14 protein-coding genes are annotated in these 18,621 nt (G+C 59.4%); 12 read left to right on the top strand and 2 right to left on the bottom strand.

Translation table 11 applies throughout. From position 1 onward, the window contains the following. Positions 1-775: 775 nt before the first annotated feature. The 8 genes from WX88_RS08125 to WX88_RS29905 all read left to right on the top strand — a co-directional run bounded on the left by WX88_RS08125 (position 776) and on the right by WX88_RS29905 (position 11,786). Complete coding sequence (locus tag WX88_RS08125; protein WP_046243796.1) at positions 776-2,623, top strand: type VI secretion system Vgr family protein; 1,848 nt, start codon at positions 776-778, stop codon at positions 2,621-2,623. 53 nt (positions 2,624-2,676) lie between these two features. Next, positions 2,677-3,534 (top strand): hypothetical protein, encoded by an 858-nt coding sequence (locus WX88_RS08120; RefSeq protein WP_046243795.1) that lies wholly within the window; start codon positions 2,677-2,679, stop codon positions 3,532-3,534. Further along, on the top strand, positions 3,531-7,853 hold the full coding sequence (locus WX88_RS27380; RefSeq protein WP_052732476.1) for an RHS repeat-associated core domain-containing protein: 4,323 nt from the start codon (positions 3,531-3,533) through the stop codon (positions 7,851-7,853). Before WX88_RS08120 ends, WX88_RS27380 begins: the two co-directional genes overlap by 4 nt. Continuing rightward, complete coding sequence (locus WX88_RS08110; RefSeq protein WP_052732475.1) at positions 7,853-8,299, top strand: hypothetical protein; 447 nt, start codon at positions 7,853-7,855, stop codon at positions 8,297-8,299. The genes WX88_RS27380 and WX88_RS08110 overlap by 1 nt, the downstream gene beginning before the upstream one ends. Before the next feature lie 53 nt (positions 8,300-8,352). Beyond that, positions 8,353-10,122, top strand: coding sequence for an RHS repeat-associated core domain-containing protein (locus WX88_RS08105; RefSeq protein WP_156176014.1), 1,770 nt, complete (start codon positions 8,353-8,355; stop codon positions 10,120-10,122). 48 nt (positions 10,123-10,170) lie between these two features. Beyond that, positions 10,171-10,608 (top strand): hypothetical protein, encoded by a 438-nt coding sequence (locus WX88_RS08100; RefSeq protein WP_046243794.1) that lies wholly within the window; start codon positions 10,171-10,173, stop codon positions 10,606-10,608. 486 nt (positions 10,609-11,094) lie between these two features. Continuing rightward, positions 11,095-11,352, top strand: a complete 258-nt coding sequence (locus WX88_RS08095; protein WP_046243793.1) for a hypothetical protein — start codon at positions 11,095-11,097, stop codon at positions 11,350-11,352. A 176-nt stretch (positions 11,353-11,528) separates the two neighbouring features. After that, positions 11,529-11,786, top strand: a complete 258-nt coding sequence (locus tag WX88_RS29905) for a hypothetical protein (protein ID WP_156176013.1) — start codon at positions 11,529-11,531, stop codon at positions 11,784-11,786. 99 nt (positions 11,787-11,885) lie between these two features. On the opposite strand, the gene WX88_RS08090 is transcribed toward WX88_RS29905, so the two are convergent. Beyond that, a complete protein-coding gene (locus WX88_RS08090) occupies positions 11,886-12,446 on the bottom strand; it encodes an HdeD family acid-resistance protein (protein WP_052732473.1) in 561 nt (186 codons plus the stop codon). A 264-nt stretch (positions 12,447-12,710) separates the two neighbouring features. Between WX88_RS08090 and WX88_RS08085 the strand changes: the two genes are divergently transcribed. From WX88_RS08085 to WX88_RS08070, 4 genes are all read left to right on the top strand, one after another. Beyond that, positions 12,711-13,127, top strand: a complete 417-nt coding sequence (locus tag WX88_RS08085; RefSeq protein ID WP_046243792.1) for a TerB family tellurite resistance protein — start codon at positions 12,711-12,713, stop codon at positions 13,125-13,127. Positions 13,128-13,359: 232 nt separating this feature from the next. Next, positions 13,360-13,875: a DUF4112 domain-containing protein gene (locus WX88_RS08080; RefSeq protein WP_046243791.1), complete on the top strand. Its 516-nt coding sequence runs from the start codon at positions 13,360-13,362 to the stop codon at positions 13,873-13,875. 167 nt (positions 13,876-14,042) lie between these two features. Then, entirely contained in the window at positions 14,043-14,903 is an 861-nt protein-coding gene (locus tag WX88_RS08075; protein WP_046243790.1) for a DNA/RNA non-specific endonuclease, read from the top strand. A gap of 174 nt (positions 14,904-15,077) precedes the next feature. Further along, complete coding sequence (locus WX88_RS08070) at positions 15,078-15,578, top strand: hypothetical protein (RefSeq protein ID WP_046243789.1); 501 nt, start codon at positions 15,078-15,080, stop codon at positions 15,576-15,578. 62 nt (positions 15,579-15,640) lie between these two features. Here the strand turns inward: WX88_RS08070 and WX88_RS08065 are convergent, their stop codons facing one another. Further along, positions 15,641-18,415 (bottom strand): TonB-dependent receptor, encoded by a 2,775-nt coding sequence (locus WX88_RS08065; RefSeq protein WP_046243788.1) that lies wholly within the window; start codon positions 18,413-18,415, stop codon positions 15,641-15,643. Between the last annotated feature and the right edge of the window lie 206 nt (positions 18,416-18,621).

Raw genomic sequence — 18,621 nt, 5'->3', positions numbered from 1 at the left:
TCTCCCGGCTCTTCGCCCGGACCGACCACTACCTCTTGCAGGGGCAGTTTTGATTATCCGTTTTTTTGAGAATAGATGGCTTGACAAACGACTAATACTCATTCAATCAACAACTGGCTTCCAATGCTTTGCGAGGTAGCAGCCACGCGTCCGGCCAATGCCGCTGAAAGCACCCATCACTTTCCACTGCTTCTTTCGATGCGGAAGCCCTAAGGCCACAGGCAAGTGTCCGTTCTTTACGCCCGTCTTTTGGCCTAACCTCAGCCGCCCCTCAACAGCTTGCTGCCACTACCGAGGCCTGCCCATATAGCCGGGCTTTTTCCTGGCTGCTTACCCAATACGTGCCCACAGCTATGCCATTCTAGTGCGCTCAGACTCGCGTTATCCGGAAGTAGCCCTCGAACCAGCGGAATGTGCCCTGCGAGCTGACTTCATAGCATATGGCCGGCAAGACAGTGTTCAAATAGACCTCCCTCACCGACACTCCAACCCGGCACTGGCTGTGTGGCCAGAGGAGTTGAGGGCCAAATTTGGCCCGTGGCAAGGAGAATTTTACATTCGGGAAGAAGAGCCCATCCAACCCGAAGTGCACCTGACTGGACTCTATTATCACCACCCGACCACGGGGCGCAAGTGCCAATTCTTTGTGCATTTGAAAACGCCCCCACCGCCGTTGCTAACGTGGTGCATGACATCAAAATATCGCGTGATGTCCGACCATAATGCCCATCTTTGGGGCGAGAAAGCTTTTCATTCACCGCTCACGCCTTCGTAGATGTCTCTGCCAATCGTTACTCACTTGTCCATCGGGAAGAAGAAGATTACCGATTTCAGCAATTTGGTCATCCAACAGAGCCTTTTCGGGCACCACCACGTGAGCGTGGAGATACCGTTCGACGTGCTCGAAGGCAGTGAGCACGGGTTTCTGACCAGCGCCCACGAGGACCTGGTGGCCCAGCCCATCACCGTTTCCTTCAGCTCTGCCTTGCCTGCGGCACGCGATGGCCAACCGGCCGCGGCGGCCTATACGTTCGCCTTCAAGGGGCTCGTCACGCATCTGGAAGTTGGTACGCAGGGCGACCTGACTGGCTCGTTCAGCGTGCAGGGCTTCAGCCCGACCTACGTGCTGACTGACGTGCCACGCTACCGCACCTTTCGAAAAAAGACGCTGGCCGATATCTTTCGCACGGTGCTAAAGGCCTACCCGAGCAACCGCCTCGCCCAACAGCTCAAGCCGGCCACCACCGCGCCCATTGGCTACGTGGCCCAGTATGGCGAAAGCGACTTTGTGTTTTTGCACCGCTTGGCTGCCCAGCACGGCGAGTGGCTGTACTACGATGGTACTGCCTTGTGCCTGGGCCGGCCCACCGGAGACGCGCTGCCCTTCCATGCCGATGGGGTGCGGGCCGGCTGCCAGCTGCGCTTCGGCGTGCAGGCCGCTGATACGGCCGTAGCCCAGTATCAGCCCGGCCGCCACGAGGTGCTACGGGCCAACTCCAGCAGCCAGTCCGTGCCGTGGGTTGGGCAGCACCCGCTCACCGCGTTCGCGGCTAAAACCTCGGCGGACCTGTTTCCCGATGCCGGGGTTCGGTCCCCGACGGTGGTGCTTGACAGCCAGCCGGCGCTCGCGCGCTACGCCGCCCAGCTCAAATCTCAGCAGGCTGCCCGGCTGGTCACCTGCAAGGGCTGGGGCGAAAACCCCAATATGACGCTGGGCCGCATTATCGACGCGTCGGGCAAGGGGCTGGGCACGCGGGCCGTGGCCCAGGAGTCGTTCGGCAAGTACCTGCTGACCACCGTCACGCACATTATTGACCAGGACAACTACCACAATGTGTTTGAGGCGGTACCGTGGTCGGCGGAGCACCCGCCCCTCAACCCCCACGTTCAGCCCCCGGTGGGCCATCCCGAACTGGCCGAAGTAATTGACCTAAAGGACCCCGAGCGCCTGGGCCGCCTGCGCCTGCGCTATCCGTGGCAGGTGGCGAGCCCCGCCGACGCCGAAACCGACTGGGTGCGCATGACGACGCCATATTCAGGCGACGGCAAGGGCCAGCTCTTCAACCCCGAGCTGGGCTCGCAGGTGCTGGTGGGCTACGAGCAGAACCGGGCCGAGACGCCCGTGGTGCTGGGCAACCTGGTGCACGGCCAGAACAAGCAGGCCGCTAAGTACAGCCCCGCGGACAACCACCTCAAGGGCCTGCAAACGGCCGGGGGCAACAAGTTCGTGATGAAAGACACTAAGGGCGAACAGCACATTCTCATCTCCAACTCCAACAACAAGGGCACGGCCGTGGCCGTCAGCTTCAAGGGCGACGGTAGCGTGCACATTCACAGCAACGGCCCAGTCACCGTTAATGGCAGCGTCATTACACTGGATGCCGGCGAGAAGGGCGAGATTAAGATGCACGCCAAGAACATTACCATGGTGGCCGAGGACGACGTGATGGTCAGCTCGAAAACCAAGGGGATTTCCTTGTCAGCGAAGGAAAAGATGGCGCTTACATCGAAGGAGCTGTTGGCCGCGGGCAGCGACAAAGCCACTGTGGAATCCAACACGGAGCTGGCCCTCAACGGCGGCAGCAAGGCCACGCTGCAATCGGGCAAAACCAAGGTGCACTAATTACGCGACGACTCCCTTTCTTTGCTGCTTTTGTCGCCCGCTCTACCCAGCTCATGAACCCTGGTCTTGTCCTTCACTTAACCGCTTTTGGCCAGCCCCGGCGCTACCAGGTGCGGACGACCACGGCCGTGCAGGTGGGCGCGATGAAGTTCGAAAACGAGCTGCTCTACGTGGTGGAGCAGACGGTGTTGGGCAACAATGAGCGCGGCTACCTGCTGCAAATCGACGTGGTGCACGCCATTCAGCAAGCAACCGATTTGTTCAGCCGCGTGACGGCCGACCTGAACCAGGCCACCCGCCGGCTGGTGCTGCAAACGGACCTGCACGGGCAGCTGTTGCGCGTGGAAAACCAGCCCGAGGTGCTGCGCGCCTGGCAAGCCATGCGCAAAGCCGTGCAGGCTAAATACGCGGCCGAGCCTACCGTCCGGCCCTACCTCGACGCCTTTGAGCAGCAGCTGGCCGTGCCGGACAGCATGGCCCCAAATCTGCGCAACAAGGGCTTGTATGGCGCGCTACTGCCGAAAGTATACGGGCAGGCCTACGCGAAAGAGCCGGTGCATTCCCGGCAGCAAATCAGTGGCTTTTTTCACGACATCGACTTGCCCCTGACCGTGGCCACGACAGCCCAGCCGACCGAGGAAACTGCGTTTCAGGATGCCGTACAGGTGACGGCCACGGCTAGCCTGGATGCGGAATCCTTCGCGGCAACAGATTTCCGGCGCCTGATGCGCAGCATCGTCGATGACTATAAGTTTCCGGTGGACCTGACGCTCACGCACCGCGCCAACCATTTGCTGGCGGCCCGGACGGGGGAGCTGCTCCGCTCGCAGCAACAGCTCGCCGCCGAGGTGCCCGGCGTTTACCTCAACCGCATCACGCACGACGTATTTCCCCAGCCCCCGACCGCATGAGCGAGCAGAAATATGTACCCGCCAATGTCTTTTTGCGCTGCGACAAGGGCGTGACGCCTTGCCAGCTGAAGGTTATGCGGCCGGGGCCCGACCTGTACGACGAAAAGTGGGCCGTGGAAGGCGACGCCCTGCCGATGGTCAACGTCACCTCGTTTGGGATGTGCGCCATCACCCACTCGCCCTGCGTACCGCTCACGGTACGCTGGCAGAATACGCTGATGGGCGCCCTGCAAATTGATGCCGGGGGCATTCCGCAGAACCCCTTGCTCGACAATTCTTTTCTGCCTTGCACGGTGGGCGGCAAGATTGATATTTTCTTCACGCGGGCCGCCGTCACGCAGGCCATGCAGGCCGCCACGGATGCCGATAATGCCGAGCAAGCTGCCGCCGCGCACGGGATATCGGAGCGGGCCAAACTTGGGGCGGCGCTTTTGCTGGGGGCGGCCATCCTGGTGGCCGGGGTGGCAGTGGTAGCCACCGGAGGAGCGGCACTAGGTCCGATTCTGCTAGTGGCCGGCGAGGCCGCGGCCGCGGGGGCTTTCGTGGGCGCGACAGTCGGCACCGTGGCCGGCGGCATCGAAGGCTACGCGCGCGATGGGGCACGGGGAGCGGCCGAGGGGGCCGCCGAAGGGGCCATGTTTGGAGCGTTGATTGGTGGTGTGGGGGCGGCAGCGGCCGCTGTTGGAGGAGCCGGGGCGGCCTTTTTTCTCGGAGCTTCGGGCGCCGCTTTTGGCGTGGCCACCGCCGCCGATGCCTTTGCCTTCTACAAACAGCCCACGCTGAAAAACGGCTTGGTGCTGCTGGGTGACGTCGTGGTGCTGCTGGGTGGCCGGCTCGTGGAGGGGCAGGTGCGGGGGGTGAAGGAGCTGGAAGCAACTAGGGGGCCGGAACCCCGGCGCTGTACGGCGGGCAAGGAGCCCATCGACTACGCCAGCGGGGCCATGTTCTTCACCTCGGTCGACTTCGTGCTGCCCGGCCCCGTGCCACTGGTGTGGGAGCGCACGTTCTACTCCACTTCGGAGCGCCGGGGGCCGCTGGGCTACGGCTGGCACCACGCCTACGACCAAGCCCTGTGGCCTGATGCCGAAACGGGCACCGTGTCCCTGCGCCTGGGCGATGGGCGCCTGGCCGTGTTCGATGCTCCCGGCCCCGACAACGGCCAGTGCGGCTACTACCGGGCGCGCCAGCTGGAGCTGCGCCCCGCCCCCGACGGCTCCGACGGCTACGCCGTGTACAGTGTGCGGGAGCGGCGCACCTATCATTTCGCACCGTCTTCGAGCAAGGCCGGCCAGTACCACCTGACGGCCATCGAGGACGGCTACGGGCACGCGCTGACGTTTACCTACGCGGCCAGCGGCGCACTGGCGGGCATCACCGACAGCGTGGGGCGCACCGTTGGCGTGCGCACCGACGCGGCCGGCCGCCTCCTGGCCCTGGACCTGCCCCACCCCGACGGCACGCCCGGCACCTTCCCCGCCGTGCGGTACGCCTACGACGAGCACGGCCACATGACCAGCGTGACGGACGCGGAGGGACACGTCCGGCGCTTTGGCTACGCGGGGCACCGGCTGGTGCAGAAGACCTTCGCCACCGGCACCTCCTTCTACTACGAATACGACGCCCAAGGGCGCTGCACCCGTACCTGGGGCGACGAGAACTACTACAACGGCCGGCTGGTGTATGAACCCAACCACACGACGGTCTACACCGACGACCCGGTGGCTGTGGACGTCTACCACCACGAGCAGGGCCTGGTCACCACCCACCTCAACGCCCTGGGCCACGCCCACCACTGGCGCTACAACCAGTTCCTCGAGCTCGAAGCCGAGCAGGACGCGCTGGGCCACACCACCACCTACGCCTACGACGCCCGCGGCAACTGCACCAGCGTCACCCACCCCGACGGGGCCACCGTCCACACTCAGTACAACCAGCACGACCAGCCCGCCCAGGCCACCGACGCCACTGGCCACCCCTGGCAGTGGCACTACGACGAGCGCGGCGAGCTGACGGAGCGCCGCGACCCGACCGGGGCCCGCACCCGCTACCAGTACGACGCGCAGGGCCGGCTACTGGAAGTGCGCGATGCGCTGGGCCACACCACGCGCCTGCGCTACGACCCGCAACACAACCTGGCCCACCTCGTCGCCCCCGACAACAGCCTTCGCTCCCGCCGCTACGACGCGCTGGGCCGGCTGGTGACCAGCACCGACGCGCTGGGCCAGCAGGAGCAGCGCCACTACGACCGTCTCGGTCAGGTCGTGGCCGTGCGCGGGGCCGACGGCCGCCAAACCCGCCTCACCTACGACGGCGAAGGCAACGTCATCCGCGCCCACGACGGCCAGCAGGAAGTTACGTTTGCCTACACGGCCGTCAACCGCCTGGCCCGGCGGCGGCAGGCCGGACAGGAAGTGCGCTTTAGCTACGACCGCGAAGGGCGACTAGTTGGTATAACCAATGAAGCTGGTCAACAGTATGATTTTAAGTTGGATCAAACGGGTAGAGTAATAGAAGAGCAGGGTTTTGATGGACTGGTACGACGCTACGAACATGATGCCAGCGGACGTATAAGCACAATTTATCGACCCGAGGACCGAAGTACGACCTACGTTTACGATAGCGCGGGCCGCGTCCGCTCTGTCCATTACAGCGATGGGGCGCAGGAGAGTTATTTATACGACGCCAACGGGGCACTAGTAGAAGCTCGTAACTCCTCGGCTGTTATAACCTTACAACGCGACGAGCTAGGCCGAATAATACGGGAAACACAAGGCTCTCATTTTATTGAACAACGGTATGATGCTCGCAGCCAACGCACGAGTTTGCGCTCTTCTCTCGATGCATGTTTAGATTTGAGGTACGACGCGCTTGGAAAAGTTGATACCATGTTATCTGATTCATGGCAAGCTGATTTTTTGCGCAACGCCGGTGGCCTAGAAGTGCAGCGTCGATTAAGTGGCATAAATGCCAGTTGGCAACTCGATACATCTGGACGGCCAGTAAGCCAGCGTGTGACAGCAGCCAGTGGTGACCGGTGGTGGCGTTACCAATGGGAAGGAGCTGACCGACTCGTTGCTATCGAAGATAACGTTAGCGGTTCTACCCACTATAAGTATGATCTTTCAGGGACTCTCGTGGCGACTGTTTTTGCCGACGGCCAACACGAATCACGTTTCACCGATTTAGTAGGTAATCTATTTCGTTCGCCAACGTGTGATGACCGCCTCTATACAAAAGGCGGTCAATTACGAGAAGCTAATGGCACACGCTACCGGTACGATGGTGAAGGTAACCTTATACTGAAGACGAATAGAACGGGCCAAGTATGGCGGTATGCTTGGAATGGTGCAGGTCATTTAGCTTCTGTCATTTTGCCAAACGGTTACACAGTCCTGTTTGAATATGATGCGTTTGGACGACGGTTGAGCAAACATTATCGGGGACGGGTAACAAAATGGATTTGGAATGGAGATGTACCATTACATGAATGGACGGAACTTGAGATAGGCCCAGGGGCCAGCAGCATTGATAATTTGACCACATGGCTATTTGAGGAAAATAGTTTTACTCCGATAGCAAAACTTACACCCCGAGGTAATTACAGCGTGGTTGTTGACCATTTAGGTACTCCGCTGGCAATGTACAACCAGAGCGGGAGTGTAACCTGGGAGATGCAATTGGACAGTTATGGGCAGGTGCGGCAGGGGAAAGGGAAGCCACAGGATTGCCCCTTCCGCTATCAGGGGCAATACGAAGATGTTGAAACCGGTTTATACTACAACCGTTTCCGTTACTACGACCCAGAAGTAGGACGATATATCAGTCAAGACCCCATCAGACTGGCTGGGGGAATGAAGCTTTACTCGTATGTTGATGACCCTAACAGTTGTATAGATATACTTGGCCTTGCAGGATTTTCACCAGTGCCTTGGACGGCACCTAGCAGTGGAACGGGGTATAATTATACTGTTTATCAACAACCGATAAATTGGGATTTGCCAGTTAACACAGCAGATGGCGTTAGAACCAATCTTGAACTTGCTCAAAGTGGAAGGTCGCCTTTTGTTGTCAAGAATGGGCGATACAGTCAAATAAATCTTCATCACTCTAATCAGCAGGCGCACGGTCCTCTATTTGAATTGTCGGCTGCTACTCATGAGGGATACCGTTATACGAATGCATTGCATCCTCACCTGCCCGGCAAGCACCCTTTTGACCCAGTGGACCATTCGCCGTTTAATACTGATAGAGATGCCTATTGGAAGTGGCGTGCTGAACAAGAAGTAAATACTAGAAACAACTTAACAAGGCCTTGCTGATGATTGACGAAAAAATCAAAAATTACCTCGATTCAAGAGGGATTCCAAGACTAAGCGAAACGGGGCGTCAGAATTATATTGACGTATTGACGAAGCTAGGCATTCCTATTAGTTCAAATGTGGCTGATTTTTTTCTCACCTACGATGAGATAAGTTTTTCTGGCAGGTCATACCAGGTATTCCACATATGCTGGTCGTTCATCAATACTTATGATTACGAGTTATTGCTAAAGAACTTATGGGAGAGAAGACCTTGGGGCGTATTACCAAGAAACTACATTCCTCTCAGTTCTTTTGAAGGTGAGAAAATCTTTATTTATAACTACCTGACTGATTCGGTTAGTTTAGTTAGCGAGCTTGAAATAAATGAGCTTATCGCTAATCAATTCCAACCGCAATGGGGTAGTTTAAATTCTTTTCTATTTTGGTTTTTTGAAGTGGAATAAGGATGGTCCAGCAGGGGCAGCGCTGTTAGGAATGCCTCGATCAGGTGGTGGCCATGCGCGGGGCTGACGGCCTGACTCGCCGCTACGAGCGCGACGCGGCCGGGCGGGTAAGCACCGTGCACCGGCCCGCCGGGCGCACCACCACCTACGGCTACGACGCGGGCGGACGCGTGGCCGCCGTGGCCCATGACGACGAGGCCCCCCTCACCTACGCCTACGACGCGGCCGGCGCACTGCTTGAAGCCCACACGCCCACCACCAGCGTGCGCTTCGAGCGCGACGCCCTGGGCCGGGTGGTGCGGGAGCAGCAGGGGACGCACACCATTGACTATGCTTACGATGCCCGGGGCCAGCGCACGGGCCTGCACTCCTCGCTGGGCGCCGCCTTCGCCTGGCAGCACGACGCCATAGGCCACCTGGCGGGCATGCAAGCCGGCGAGCGCTGGCAGGCCCAGCTCGTGCACGATGCCCGGGGGCTGGAAGTGCAGCGCCAGCTCAGCGGGGGCCTGCGCCTGGACTGGCAGCACGACGCGGCCGGCCGCCCCACCAGCCAGCGTGTAGACGTGGGCGCGCAGCCCGTGCGCCAGCGCCGCTACCAGTGGCAGGGTGCCGACCAGCTCACCGCCATTGAGGACAGCCTAACCGGCACCACCCGCTACACCTACGACGCCCTTGGAGCGCTCACCGGCGCCCGCTACGCCGATGGCAGCCAGGACCTGCGCCTGGCCGACGCCGTGGGCAACCTCTTCCGCTCCCCCACGCTCGATGACCGCCAGTACGCCCCCGGCGGACAGCTGCGCCAGGCCGGTGGCACCACGTACCGCTACGACGCCGAAGGCAACCGCACCAGCAAGACCACCCGGGCCGGGCAGACGTGGCGCTACGCCTGGGACGGGGCCGGCCAGCTCAGTAGCGTCACGCTGCCCAGCGGCTACGCCGTCACGTTTGCCTATGATGCGCTGGGCCGGCGGGTGCGCAAGCGCTACTGGGGCCGGGTGACCCGCTGGGTGTGGGACGGCGACGTGCCCCTGCACGAATGGAGCGAACTGGAACTAGGCCCCGGCGCGGGGCAGGCGGAGAATGTAGCCACCTGGCTCTTTGAGGAGAACAGCTTTGCCCCCGCCGCCAAGCTCACGGCTCAAAGCGCCTACAGCGTGGTGGCTGACCACCTGGGTACCCCGCTCGAACTCTACGATAGCCAAGGCACCAAAACCTGGCAAGCCCAGCTCGACAGCTACGGCGCCGTGCGCCAGGGACAAGGCAAGCCCCAGGATTGCCCTTTCCGCTACCAAGGCCAATATGAGGATGTCGAAACCGGCCTCTACTACAACCGCTTTCGCTACTACGACCCCGAGACGGGGCAGTATATTAGTCAGGACCCTATTCGATTAGCAGGTGGAAATGTACTGTATGCTTACGTAGATAATCCAACAAGCTGGATTGATGCTTATGGCCTTGCTTGCTCAAAACCTAACCGGCGTCAAGCATTGAATTTAGCGAAAGATAGGGCAGGTATTCCCCGGTCTCAACAACCCGAGACACAATGGGAAGTCGGTAATAATGTGATGCGCCGCGGTATGAAAAATTACAATTACTCCGAGAACCCAACTGAACATGGTAGATTCTATGAATACAGAAACGCACAGGGTGAAAAGCGCGTGGTAGTAGAACACACAAATGACCCCAGAGGTCCACACACACATGCAGGCATGCCAAAAGATAATGCAAAGTCTATGACGTATGATTTCAAAGCAGAGAGGTATCGAAAAATAGATAACCCAGATCCAAATTCAGACGGTGACCACCACATAGATTACAAGTAAGGAGATTTTGTGCTTATTGTTCAACTCTACTCTGGTTAACAAACAGTCATGCTTAGAAAAGATTTGATATACGAAAGACGCCAATACCTAGAAGCAATCAGGTATGGAAAAACCTTCACGGGCGTACAGGTGGAAAAGGTAGTTTCTATTGATGAACTCCCTAAATCAATTCAGTCTATGGTCGATGAGGTAATCAAAATTTCTTCTGTCCCAACCGCGAGGCTAGCGCATGACTGTTCCACTGACGAACTATCACAGTGGGTAATCGATTTATTAAGCGAACCTAGTGGATCAAAAGTATTTTTTAAACCAGCTGGAGATTTTTGGAAATTTTGGTTTCTTATTTCAATAGTAGACTTTAAAGATTTTATCAACAATTATCTAATGCAATCACGTAGCAAGGACTTTTTCTTGGCTGATATCTTGGGCAATTATCTAAAAGCTCTCATGGACGAAGAGTACTCGTATGATTTATTTATCAAGTAAGAAGCAAATAGCCGTGGGCGCTACCGGGGCCGGGTCACGCGCTGGGTCTGGGACGGCGACATGCCCTTGCACGAGTGGACCAAGCTGGAAATAGGCCCCGGCGCGGGTAGTGCGGATAATTTAGCCACTTGGCTTTTTGAAGAAACCAGCTTTGCGCCCACCGCCAAGCTCACGGCCCAGGGCGCCTATAGCGTCGTGGCCGACCACCTGAGTACCCCGCTCGAACTCTACGGACCGGGACCAAGACGTGGCAGGCTCACCTCGACAGCTACGGGCAGGTGCGCTAAGGCCAGTGCCAGCCGTACGGCTGCCCTTCCGCTATCAGGGCCGGATGCAAACGTGGTACCCAATCGTAGCTGCTCCCACTTCCATGCCTGCAATATGTGTACTATTTTTCACTTTCGCAGAAATAGTCCACACTTTTTCGCCATAAGTTGTGGACTATTTTTCACTTTCGTCAAAATAGTCCATAACTTTTTACCCCTCTTGGCCCTGCTCGGAGCCAGCCAATCCCCCAACGCGGAGGGGCACGTCAGGCGCTTTGGCTACGCGGGGCACCGGCTGGTGCAGAAGACCTTCGCCACCGGCACCTCCTTCTACTACGAGTACGACGCCCAAGGGCGCTGCAACCGCACCTGGGGCGACGAGAACTACTACAACGGCGCACCTAGAGCCGTTTCGGGGTCTGTGTACCGCCGCGCGGTAGCGTGGACTTTTATTCCGCGAGGCCACCCGACCAGCTGACGTGCGGAGTAAAAGTCCGCGTTACGGTACACCCACTCCGAAACCGCTCTAAAATAGAAGACTCAGCTTTGCAACGTTGAGCATGTACCTGACAAACCTGTACACGGACCTATACAATCATCAAAAACATCGACCTTCGATGAATATCAGAAAGCACTCACACAAACGTAATTAAAATGGAAACTAACTTGCTTCTAACTGAAAGGAAGAGGCTAGAAGAAGCATTACGCCTACAATTGTCGGCAGATGACTCTTTGCAGGAATTGGTGCATACTATTCGTCAATATAAATTAATAGGAGGCAGCCAACAGGATGCTATGCACGTTTTAGAGCATTTACGGGATACAATATCTGCTGAAGAACACGAGGATAAGATTCTTGATTTAATGGATTTTGTCACGGGTTTCTGTTCAGCACATATGAGTATTTGGTAAATCATAGCTCAGAAACCAGCAAGACAAATCAGAGCGGCCAGACATAGCGCTACACCTGGGACACGGAACTGGAAAACCTGGCTAAGTGGCTAGCGAAGGCTACTGACGGCTGGGCCGGTCGTGGCTCGCCGAGCGGCGCAAACGGAAGGCAAGAATGCTCAACGTAATGCCGATGACAAAGATGTAGGCGCCTATCCACCAAGTCACCACTAGCGCACCGGTTACTGGGGAAAACAGCAGTACCAGCCCAAACACCACTGAGAGTAGCCCGCCGAGTATCAGTATCCCTTCACCGGTGAGTTGCTTGCGCAACCGGATAGCCGTCCCAATTTGCAGGAAGCCCGTGACAATGGCCCACAGAGCCACCAGGTACAGCAGCAGCAGCGACGTAACCCCCGGCCAGAGCAGCGTGAGCACGCCGGTCAGCACGCCCGCCACGCCTTCCAGAATCAGGGCCCACCACCGGGGCTGACCACGGCTGCGGCGGAAAGCCGTAATCAGCGTCAGGATGCCATTAATTAGGCAATAAATTCCGAACCAGCTGACCAGCATCAGCAGCGTGAGGGCGGGCATGAGGAAGGTGAGCAGGCCGAAGATGACGGCAGCCAGGCCGCGCAGGGCTAGCACCCACCAGTTGGTATGCAAGACGGATAGCATCATCAGAGAGGTCGTGTAGCAAGGATAATAATTTCCCCTCCTACTAGCCTCCGCTGGCTGGTGTTGCGAATAACAATTGATTAAAATCAATTTACGTATTCTCACGGGCCTGGCTCGGTACTTTTACCCGACTGCTACGACCGTTGCGAAGCACCAGGGGAGCCGGCCACTTGTGAGTAAGGCTAATAACCTTCCGGATAAGGTGTCGTTCAATGAAGCCACCCCGCCCGGGGTGTTTCAATTCATCGAACAAACCCACCCAAGAATATGCCAGAGGCTCATTCGCTTGAAGACGTGCTGAATACTCCCCAGAAGAAGCTGGCCTTCTTTCAGAACCTGGTCCTGATTGCCGCAGCCGATGGCCAGCTGAGCCAGGATGAAGGTGATTTTCTGTTGCAGATTGGCAATAAGCTGGGGTTGAAGCCCGAAGAAGTAATGCCAATTGCCGACAACCTGGGGGTGCTCAGCTTTGTGGTGCCGGCCGAAGGAATCCAGCGCACCCTGGAGCTGCAAACTCTGGTGCAAATGATGCTGCAAGACGGCCAGATAGATGCCCGCGAGTACGGCCTGTGCCAAGAGTACGCTCACCGCATTGGCTACAGCAAAGCCATTCTCGATGACATGGTGAGCCAGTTGGCCGGCGGCCCGCCCAACCCCTACCCCAACCCGCCAACAGTGAGTTAGGCGCAGCCGGGGAACTTCACGCGCCCCCTAGCCAGACGACCTAGACGCCAACTAGAGCGGTTTCAGTCGGTATACCGTAGCGCGGACTAAAAGTCCGCGCTACCGCACGGGTGTACACAGCCGAAGCGGCGACAAAGCCTGAAGGCGGCATTTTCAGGCCCGTTTACTTTCGATAAGGGTGTACTTCCGGCGCGGGGGGGCGTATAGGAGACAACGCGTTACCGTCCTGACCATGTCCCAGCCCAAACGTACTCCCGTAGTCCCCCCTTTCGACACCGATGAGCGGTTGCGCTGGGTGGAGCGCATTGCCCACCTCATGGACAGCCAGTTCCGGCTGCCCGGCACTGCGTTTCGCTTCGGCCTCGACCCGCTGCTGGGGCTGCTGCCCGTGGTGGGCGACCTCTCGACGCTGGCCGTGTCGGGCGCCTTGCTGCTCACCATGCTGCGGCACGGCGCCAGCGGGGCGGTAGTGGTGCGCATGGCCCTCAACATTCTGCTCGACAGCCTTATTGGCGCCATCCCATTGGTGGGCAATGTTTTCGACTTCGCCTACAAAAGCAACGAGCGTAACGTGGTTCTGCTGCGTCGCCACTATGCCGAGGGGCGGCATAGTGGCAGCGGCAAAGGCCTGGTGGCGCTCCTGTTACTGGGCTTCTTGGTGGTTTTTGGCTTAGTGGCCTGGGGGAGTGTAGCCCTGCTACGCTGGGTCTGGCAGTATTTCGATGCCCATCCCATTTTAAGCACGTAGCAGTTAGGATTAGTGACGATTTTCGCCGCAAGTGAGCTTGGAAACCAAGCCTGGCCACGGCCACATTTTCTGATAGGCTGTGGGAGCTAGCTGGACTGGCACGGGGGGGTATGTCAGTCCTTCGACACTTCGGGAGGATTAGTTTTGCAATCGACAAACCAACTAATATGAGCAAGGACTTTATTCGCTTACGCCTGCCAGCCCTCGCCCTGGCGCTCCTACTGGCCGCGTGTCGGAAGGAGGCCGTGGCGCCCAGCCCAACCGCTCAGCCCCTGCCCGAGCACCTCACCCTCGGCAACCCCAGCGGCGCCACTGCTGATGAGAATCAGCCCACCAACTACCTGCTCTCCAAACCTCAATACGCCCTCTCCTACCACCGCGACCGCGGCATTCCCAATTGGGTGAGCTGGCACCTGGGGCCCGAGTGGCGCGGCAGCGCCGCCCGGCAAGACGACTTCCGCCCCGATGACACCCTGCCTGCCGGGTGGTACCAAGTGCAAGCCACCAGCTATACCGGCTCGGGCTTTGACCGCGGCCACAACTGCCCCAGCGCTGACCGCACCAACACCGTAGCGGATAACTCGGCCACCTTCCTCATGACCAATATGATGCCCCAGGCCCCACGCAACAACCAACAAACCTGGGCCAACCTGGAGGACTATTGCCGCTCCTTTCTGGGCACCGGTAACGAGGTTTACGTCATCTGCGGCAGCTACGGCCGCGGGGGCACGGGCACCAACGGCTACGCCACCACCCTCGACCAGGGCCGCGTCACGGTTCCCGCCCGCTGCTGGAAAGTGGTAGTCATCCTCCCCGTGGGCACCGACGATGCGAACCGCGTGAGCACCAGCACCCGCATTATTGCCATCGACACGCCCAACGACAACGGCCTCAGCACAGCCTGGGGCAGCTACCGTACCAGCGTCGATGCCATTGAAAGTGCCACCGGCCTCGACCTACTCTCCGCCGTGCCCGCCGCCGTCCAGCAGGCCATTGAAGCCCGCACCGACAACGGCCCCACCAGCTGAGTTCAGCTCTGGAAGCGGGACCCGGTCAGGACGCGGGCAGTGCGCTTTTACGTGGTCGAGGGCCTGGGCGCAAACGTGGGCGGCGGTCAGAAAGCTCGGCATAACCCTTCTCCGGTGAGCCCAGTATCGAAGGGGTGACTTTCTCCTTTTCGGCAACTCAACCGCCCCGATATCATGGCTACGCCCCAACCCTCCACCCCCAGCCCGGACCGTCGGAACGACGACCACAACGACTTGCCCAACGGCTCTTACGCGCAGAATGAAGCCGGCTCCGATACGGTGCCTCGCGACGAAGCCCCCGGCGACTACAGCGCCGCCGAAGCCCGTGAAGTGGCCCAAGGCTCGGATTTTGACAACCGACGCCGCCAGGGTGCCACTGGCCCGGATGACGAGTACGGCACGGTGGGGCGCACGAGTGGCATGGGCCGCGCTGGCTTCAATGGCGACGAAGACCGTGGCTACGACGAAAGCGGCTACCGCGGCGGCCTGGGCACCAGCGGCGGCCGCGAAGACCTGAGCAACCGGCACTTCGATACCGACCGCAATCCGCTGCGCGGTGGCTACGGTGGCGGCGACTACTCCCAACCTGAAAACGAGGAACTCCGCCAGAATATCGGCATGCACAGCCGCAACCCTACCGAAGAGCAGCGTGACACTGAGGAAAATCACGGATAACGCACGGGAGGCCACAAACTTGGTAGTTCGTGGCCTCCCGGGAGCTAGAGCGGCAGGGCGCCTTATTTTAGGTCGACCACCAGGCCGGCGTACACTAGGCGGCCAATTTGCGGGGCGCCGTACACCTGCACGTTGCGGGTATTGAAGATGTTGGAGCCGCCGATTTCGAACGTGGACTGGAGCTTGGTGATGGTGTAGCCCACGCGAGCGTCGGTCGAAGAATAGGCTTTCAAGAAGCCGTTGGCCAGGGGAGTTTCGTAGCGGTGGCCCTCGGCCCAGCGGTAGTTGAAGCTATAGCTCAGTCCGTGCAGCGCCGTGCCGTTGAACCCCAGGTTGTACTTCTGGCGGGGCGTGTTGAAAAACGTCTGAAATTCGGCCGACAGGTTACTGTTATCGAGCTCGCTGTAGCTGTAGTTGCCGGTCAGGTTCAGGGCCTTGGCTACGGAGTAAGTCAGGCCAATAGCGCTGCCAAAAGACTGAACCTCCTGGTTGATATTGGACTGCACCTGCACTATCCGGGTCGACTGGGACCGGTCCTGAAAGCCGGCTTGCAGCGAGGTCAGAAACTGCGGCACGGTGGGCACGGTGCCATCCGACACATTGGTTACCAGCACTACGCCACCAATGAAGTTGCGGAAGTAGTTGCGGTAGTAGTTCACATCTACCACCAGACGCTCGCCCAGCAAGGCCTTGTAGCCCACTTCCACGGTGCTTACCTGCTCAGGCTTCACGGCCCCATAGTTCACGTTGTACTTGTCGAGGCCAGCTTGCACGGCTCCGAAATTGCCGCTAGCGGCGGCTCCCAGCAGGGCCCCAAAATCGGCCTGGTTGGCGGGGCTGAACAACGCGGCATTGTAGCCCCGATACCCGCTGCCAATGTTGCCCAGCAGCACAGCTCGCCCAAAGTCGACGTAGCCATATTGGTCTACCTGAGTGGGCGCGCGGAACGCCCGGCCGAAGGAGGCGCGGAAGTTGTGCTGCTTGTTGGCCCCCGCCGAATACACGGCCGAGCCCCGGGGCGAAAACGTGACGTCGAAGTTCCGAAATTTGTCGACGCGGGCGGCCACGGCCAGCTTCAGCCGGTCGTCGAAAAGGCCGCGCAGCAGCTGCCCGTAGCCGCCGTACTCGTAGTTGCGGATACGCTGCCCGTCGAAGTCGCTGTAGAGGTTGCCATTCGAGCCCAGCCGGAACTCGCGGTAGGCGCCGCCCAGAATCAGGTCGGCAAACGGCAGGGTGAAGCTATGCTGGGCGCTCACATCCGACAAAAAAGAGCTGGGGTTCGACCGAGCCCCGCGGCCGGGAGTGCTGTCGGTAATGAGGCGCCGGCGTAGGGAGTTGAATTCCGCTGAACCTGCCACGGGCAGGACGGCGTTGGCGGCCGTTTGGGCGGCCACGGCGGCCTGGGTTTCCTGGCCGGGGTTGCTGGCCAGGAAGGCGTTGTAGGTGGTAGCGTATATGCCCTGGAACCGCTCAAGGTAGGTGGGGCCCAGCCCGGTAGTGGGGTCAATAGTGCGTGGGTCTACGCTGGAGGTGATGTAGGAGCCCAGGTTGACGAGGTCGTAGCTATCGGCGCCGAAGTCCTGGGTTTGGTAGGCGCGCACAAACCAGCGGTCCGAACGCAGCTCGGCACGGTACTGGTTGGTGGCCACGTTTTTGGAGCGAAAGCGGTTGACGGTGTGCAGCGTGGTGGTGGTCTGGGCGCGCTTAAACTCCACAGTGGCCTTCACTTTGTCGGTAATCAGGTACGAGAACGAGGGCACGAGGCGGAAGAGGTAGGTTTTGTTGTCGCCCGCGATGAGAGCGGCTTCGGTGTAGCCGGGCGTGAAAACGGTTTTGCCGGCCAGGGCCCCGCCGCGGGCGTCGAAGGTGGTACCGAGGTCGCCGTAGCGGTTCACGGCGTCGTAGCCGTAGGGCGAGCCGGCGGCGTTATTGAAGGGCACCACCTTCGATATCTCCTGGGCGGCATAAGTGTCAGCAATCCAGTCTTTCGCCTCCAGGTAGGAGCCCGTGATTTTGAAGGCCGCCCGCTTGCCCAGGCGCAGGGCGTAGCGCACTTGCGCGTCGTAATAATTGCGGTTGCCGCCACGCAGACGCACGCTCAGGCCCGGGTCGGTAAATGGGTCCTTAGACGTAGACAGAAGTACCCCGTTGAAGGCATTGGCCCCGTAGAGCGCTGAAGCCGGCCCGTACAGCAATTCCACGCTCGCCAGGTCCAACTCCGGTAGTCCCAGCGAGTTGCCGTAGTTCAGGTTCACGCTGGGGGCCTGGGTATCCATGCCGTCCACTAGCTGCAGCATGCGCTCACTGGTGGGCCCGCCGAAGCCCCGGGTGCTGATGCTACTCATCAGAAAGCCAGTGGTATTAGCATCGACGCCCTTGGCCTGGGCGAGGCTGCTCAGCAGATTGGGAGTGGTGAGGCGACGGAGCTGCACTTCGTTGAGCTTCTCCACCGTCACCGGGGCCCGCTGAATGTTTTCCTCTGTGCGGGAGGCTGATACCACCACTTCATTGGTGAGCGTGGTGCTGGGTTGCAGCACGATATTGAGGGCTCCATCGGCAGTGCGCACCGGGAATTGCTGAGTTAAATATCCCACAAACGATACCGTAAGTACCAATGGAAAAGTAGCCTGAGAGGCATCTATCTTAAACTGCCCCTCACTGTTGGCACTGCCCCCAATATAAGTACCCTGAATGAACACGGTAGCGCCCGGCAAGGCCCCTTCCGCTTCGGAACGCACCGTTCCGGTCAGGGTAACAGTCTGTTGGGCCTGGGCTCGTAATGGGTGGAGGCTCAGGGCCAGCAAACACCCAAAAATCAGGTAGCAAATATTCTTCATAAGCGTCGGGTGGGGTTGGTGAAAAGAGTAGTGAGTTGGTCTGCCACGGGCCAGGGCCTTAGCAATAGCCCACCCGTGAAGCCGGCAGGGGCTCGGCGCTGTGTGCCAGTGCCGGTAGCCGTAGCAGCCGCATTTTAAAACCCGCTGGTCAATGCTTGGAGACAGCGGACAAGGGGGCTATTTGTGGCAGCTAAGGTCCTTGCTCC

The organism is Hymenobacter terrenus (genome assembly GCF_000972495.1).
Lineage (GTDB): Bacteria > Bacteroidota > Bacteroidia > Cytophagales > Hymenobacteraceae > Hymenobacter > Hymenobacter terrenus.
Note: the sequence above shows the minus strand (reverse complement) of the source record. Positions and strands in the feature narration are given on the sequence as shown.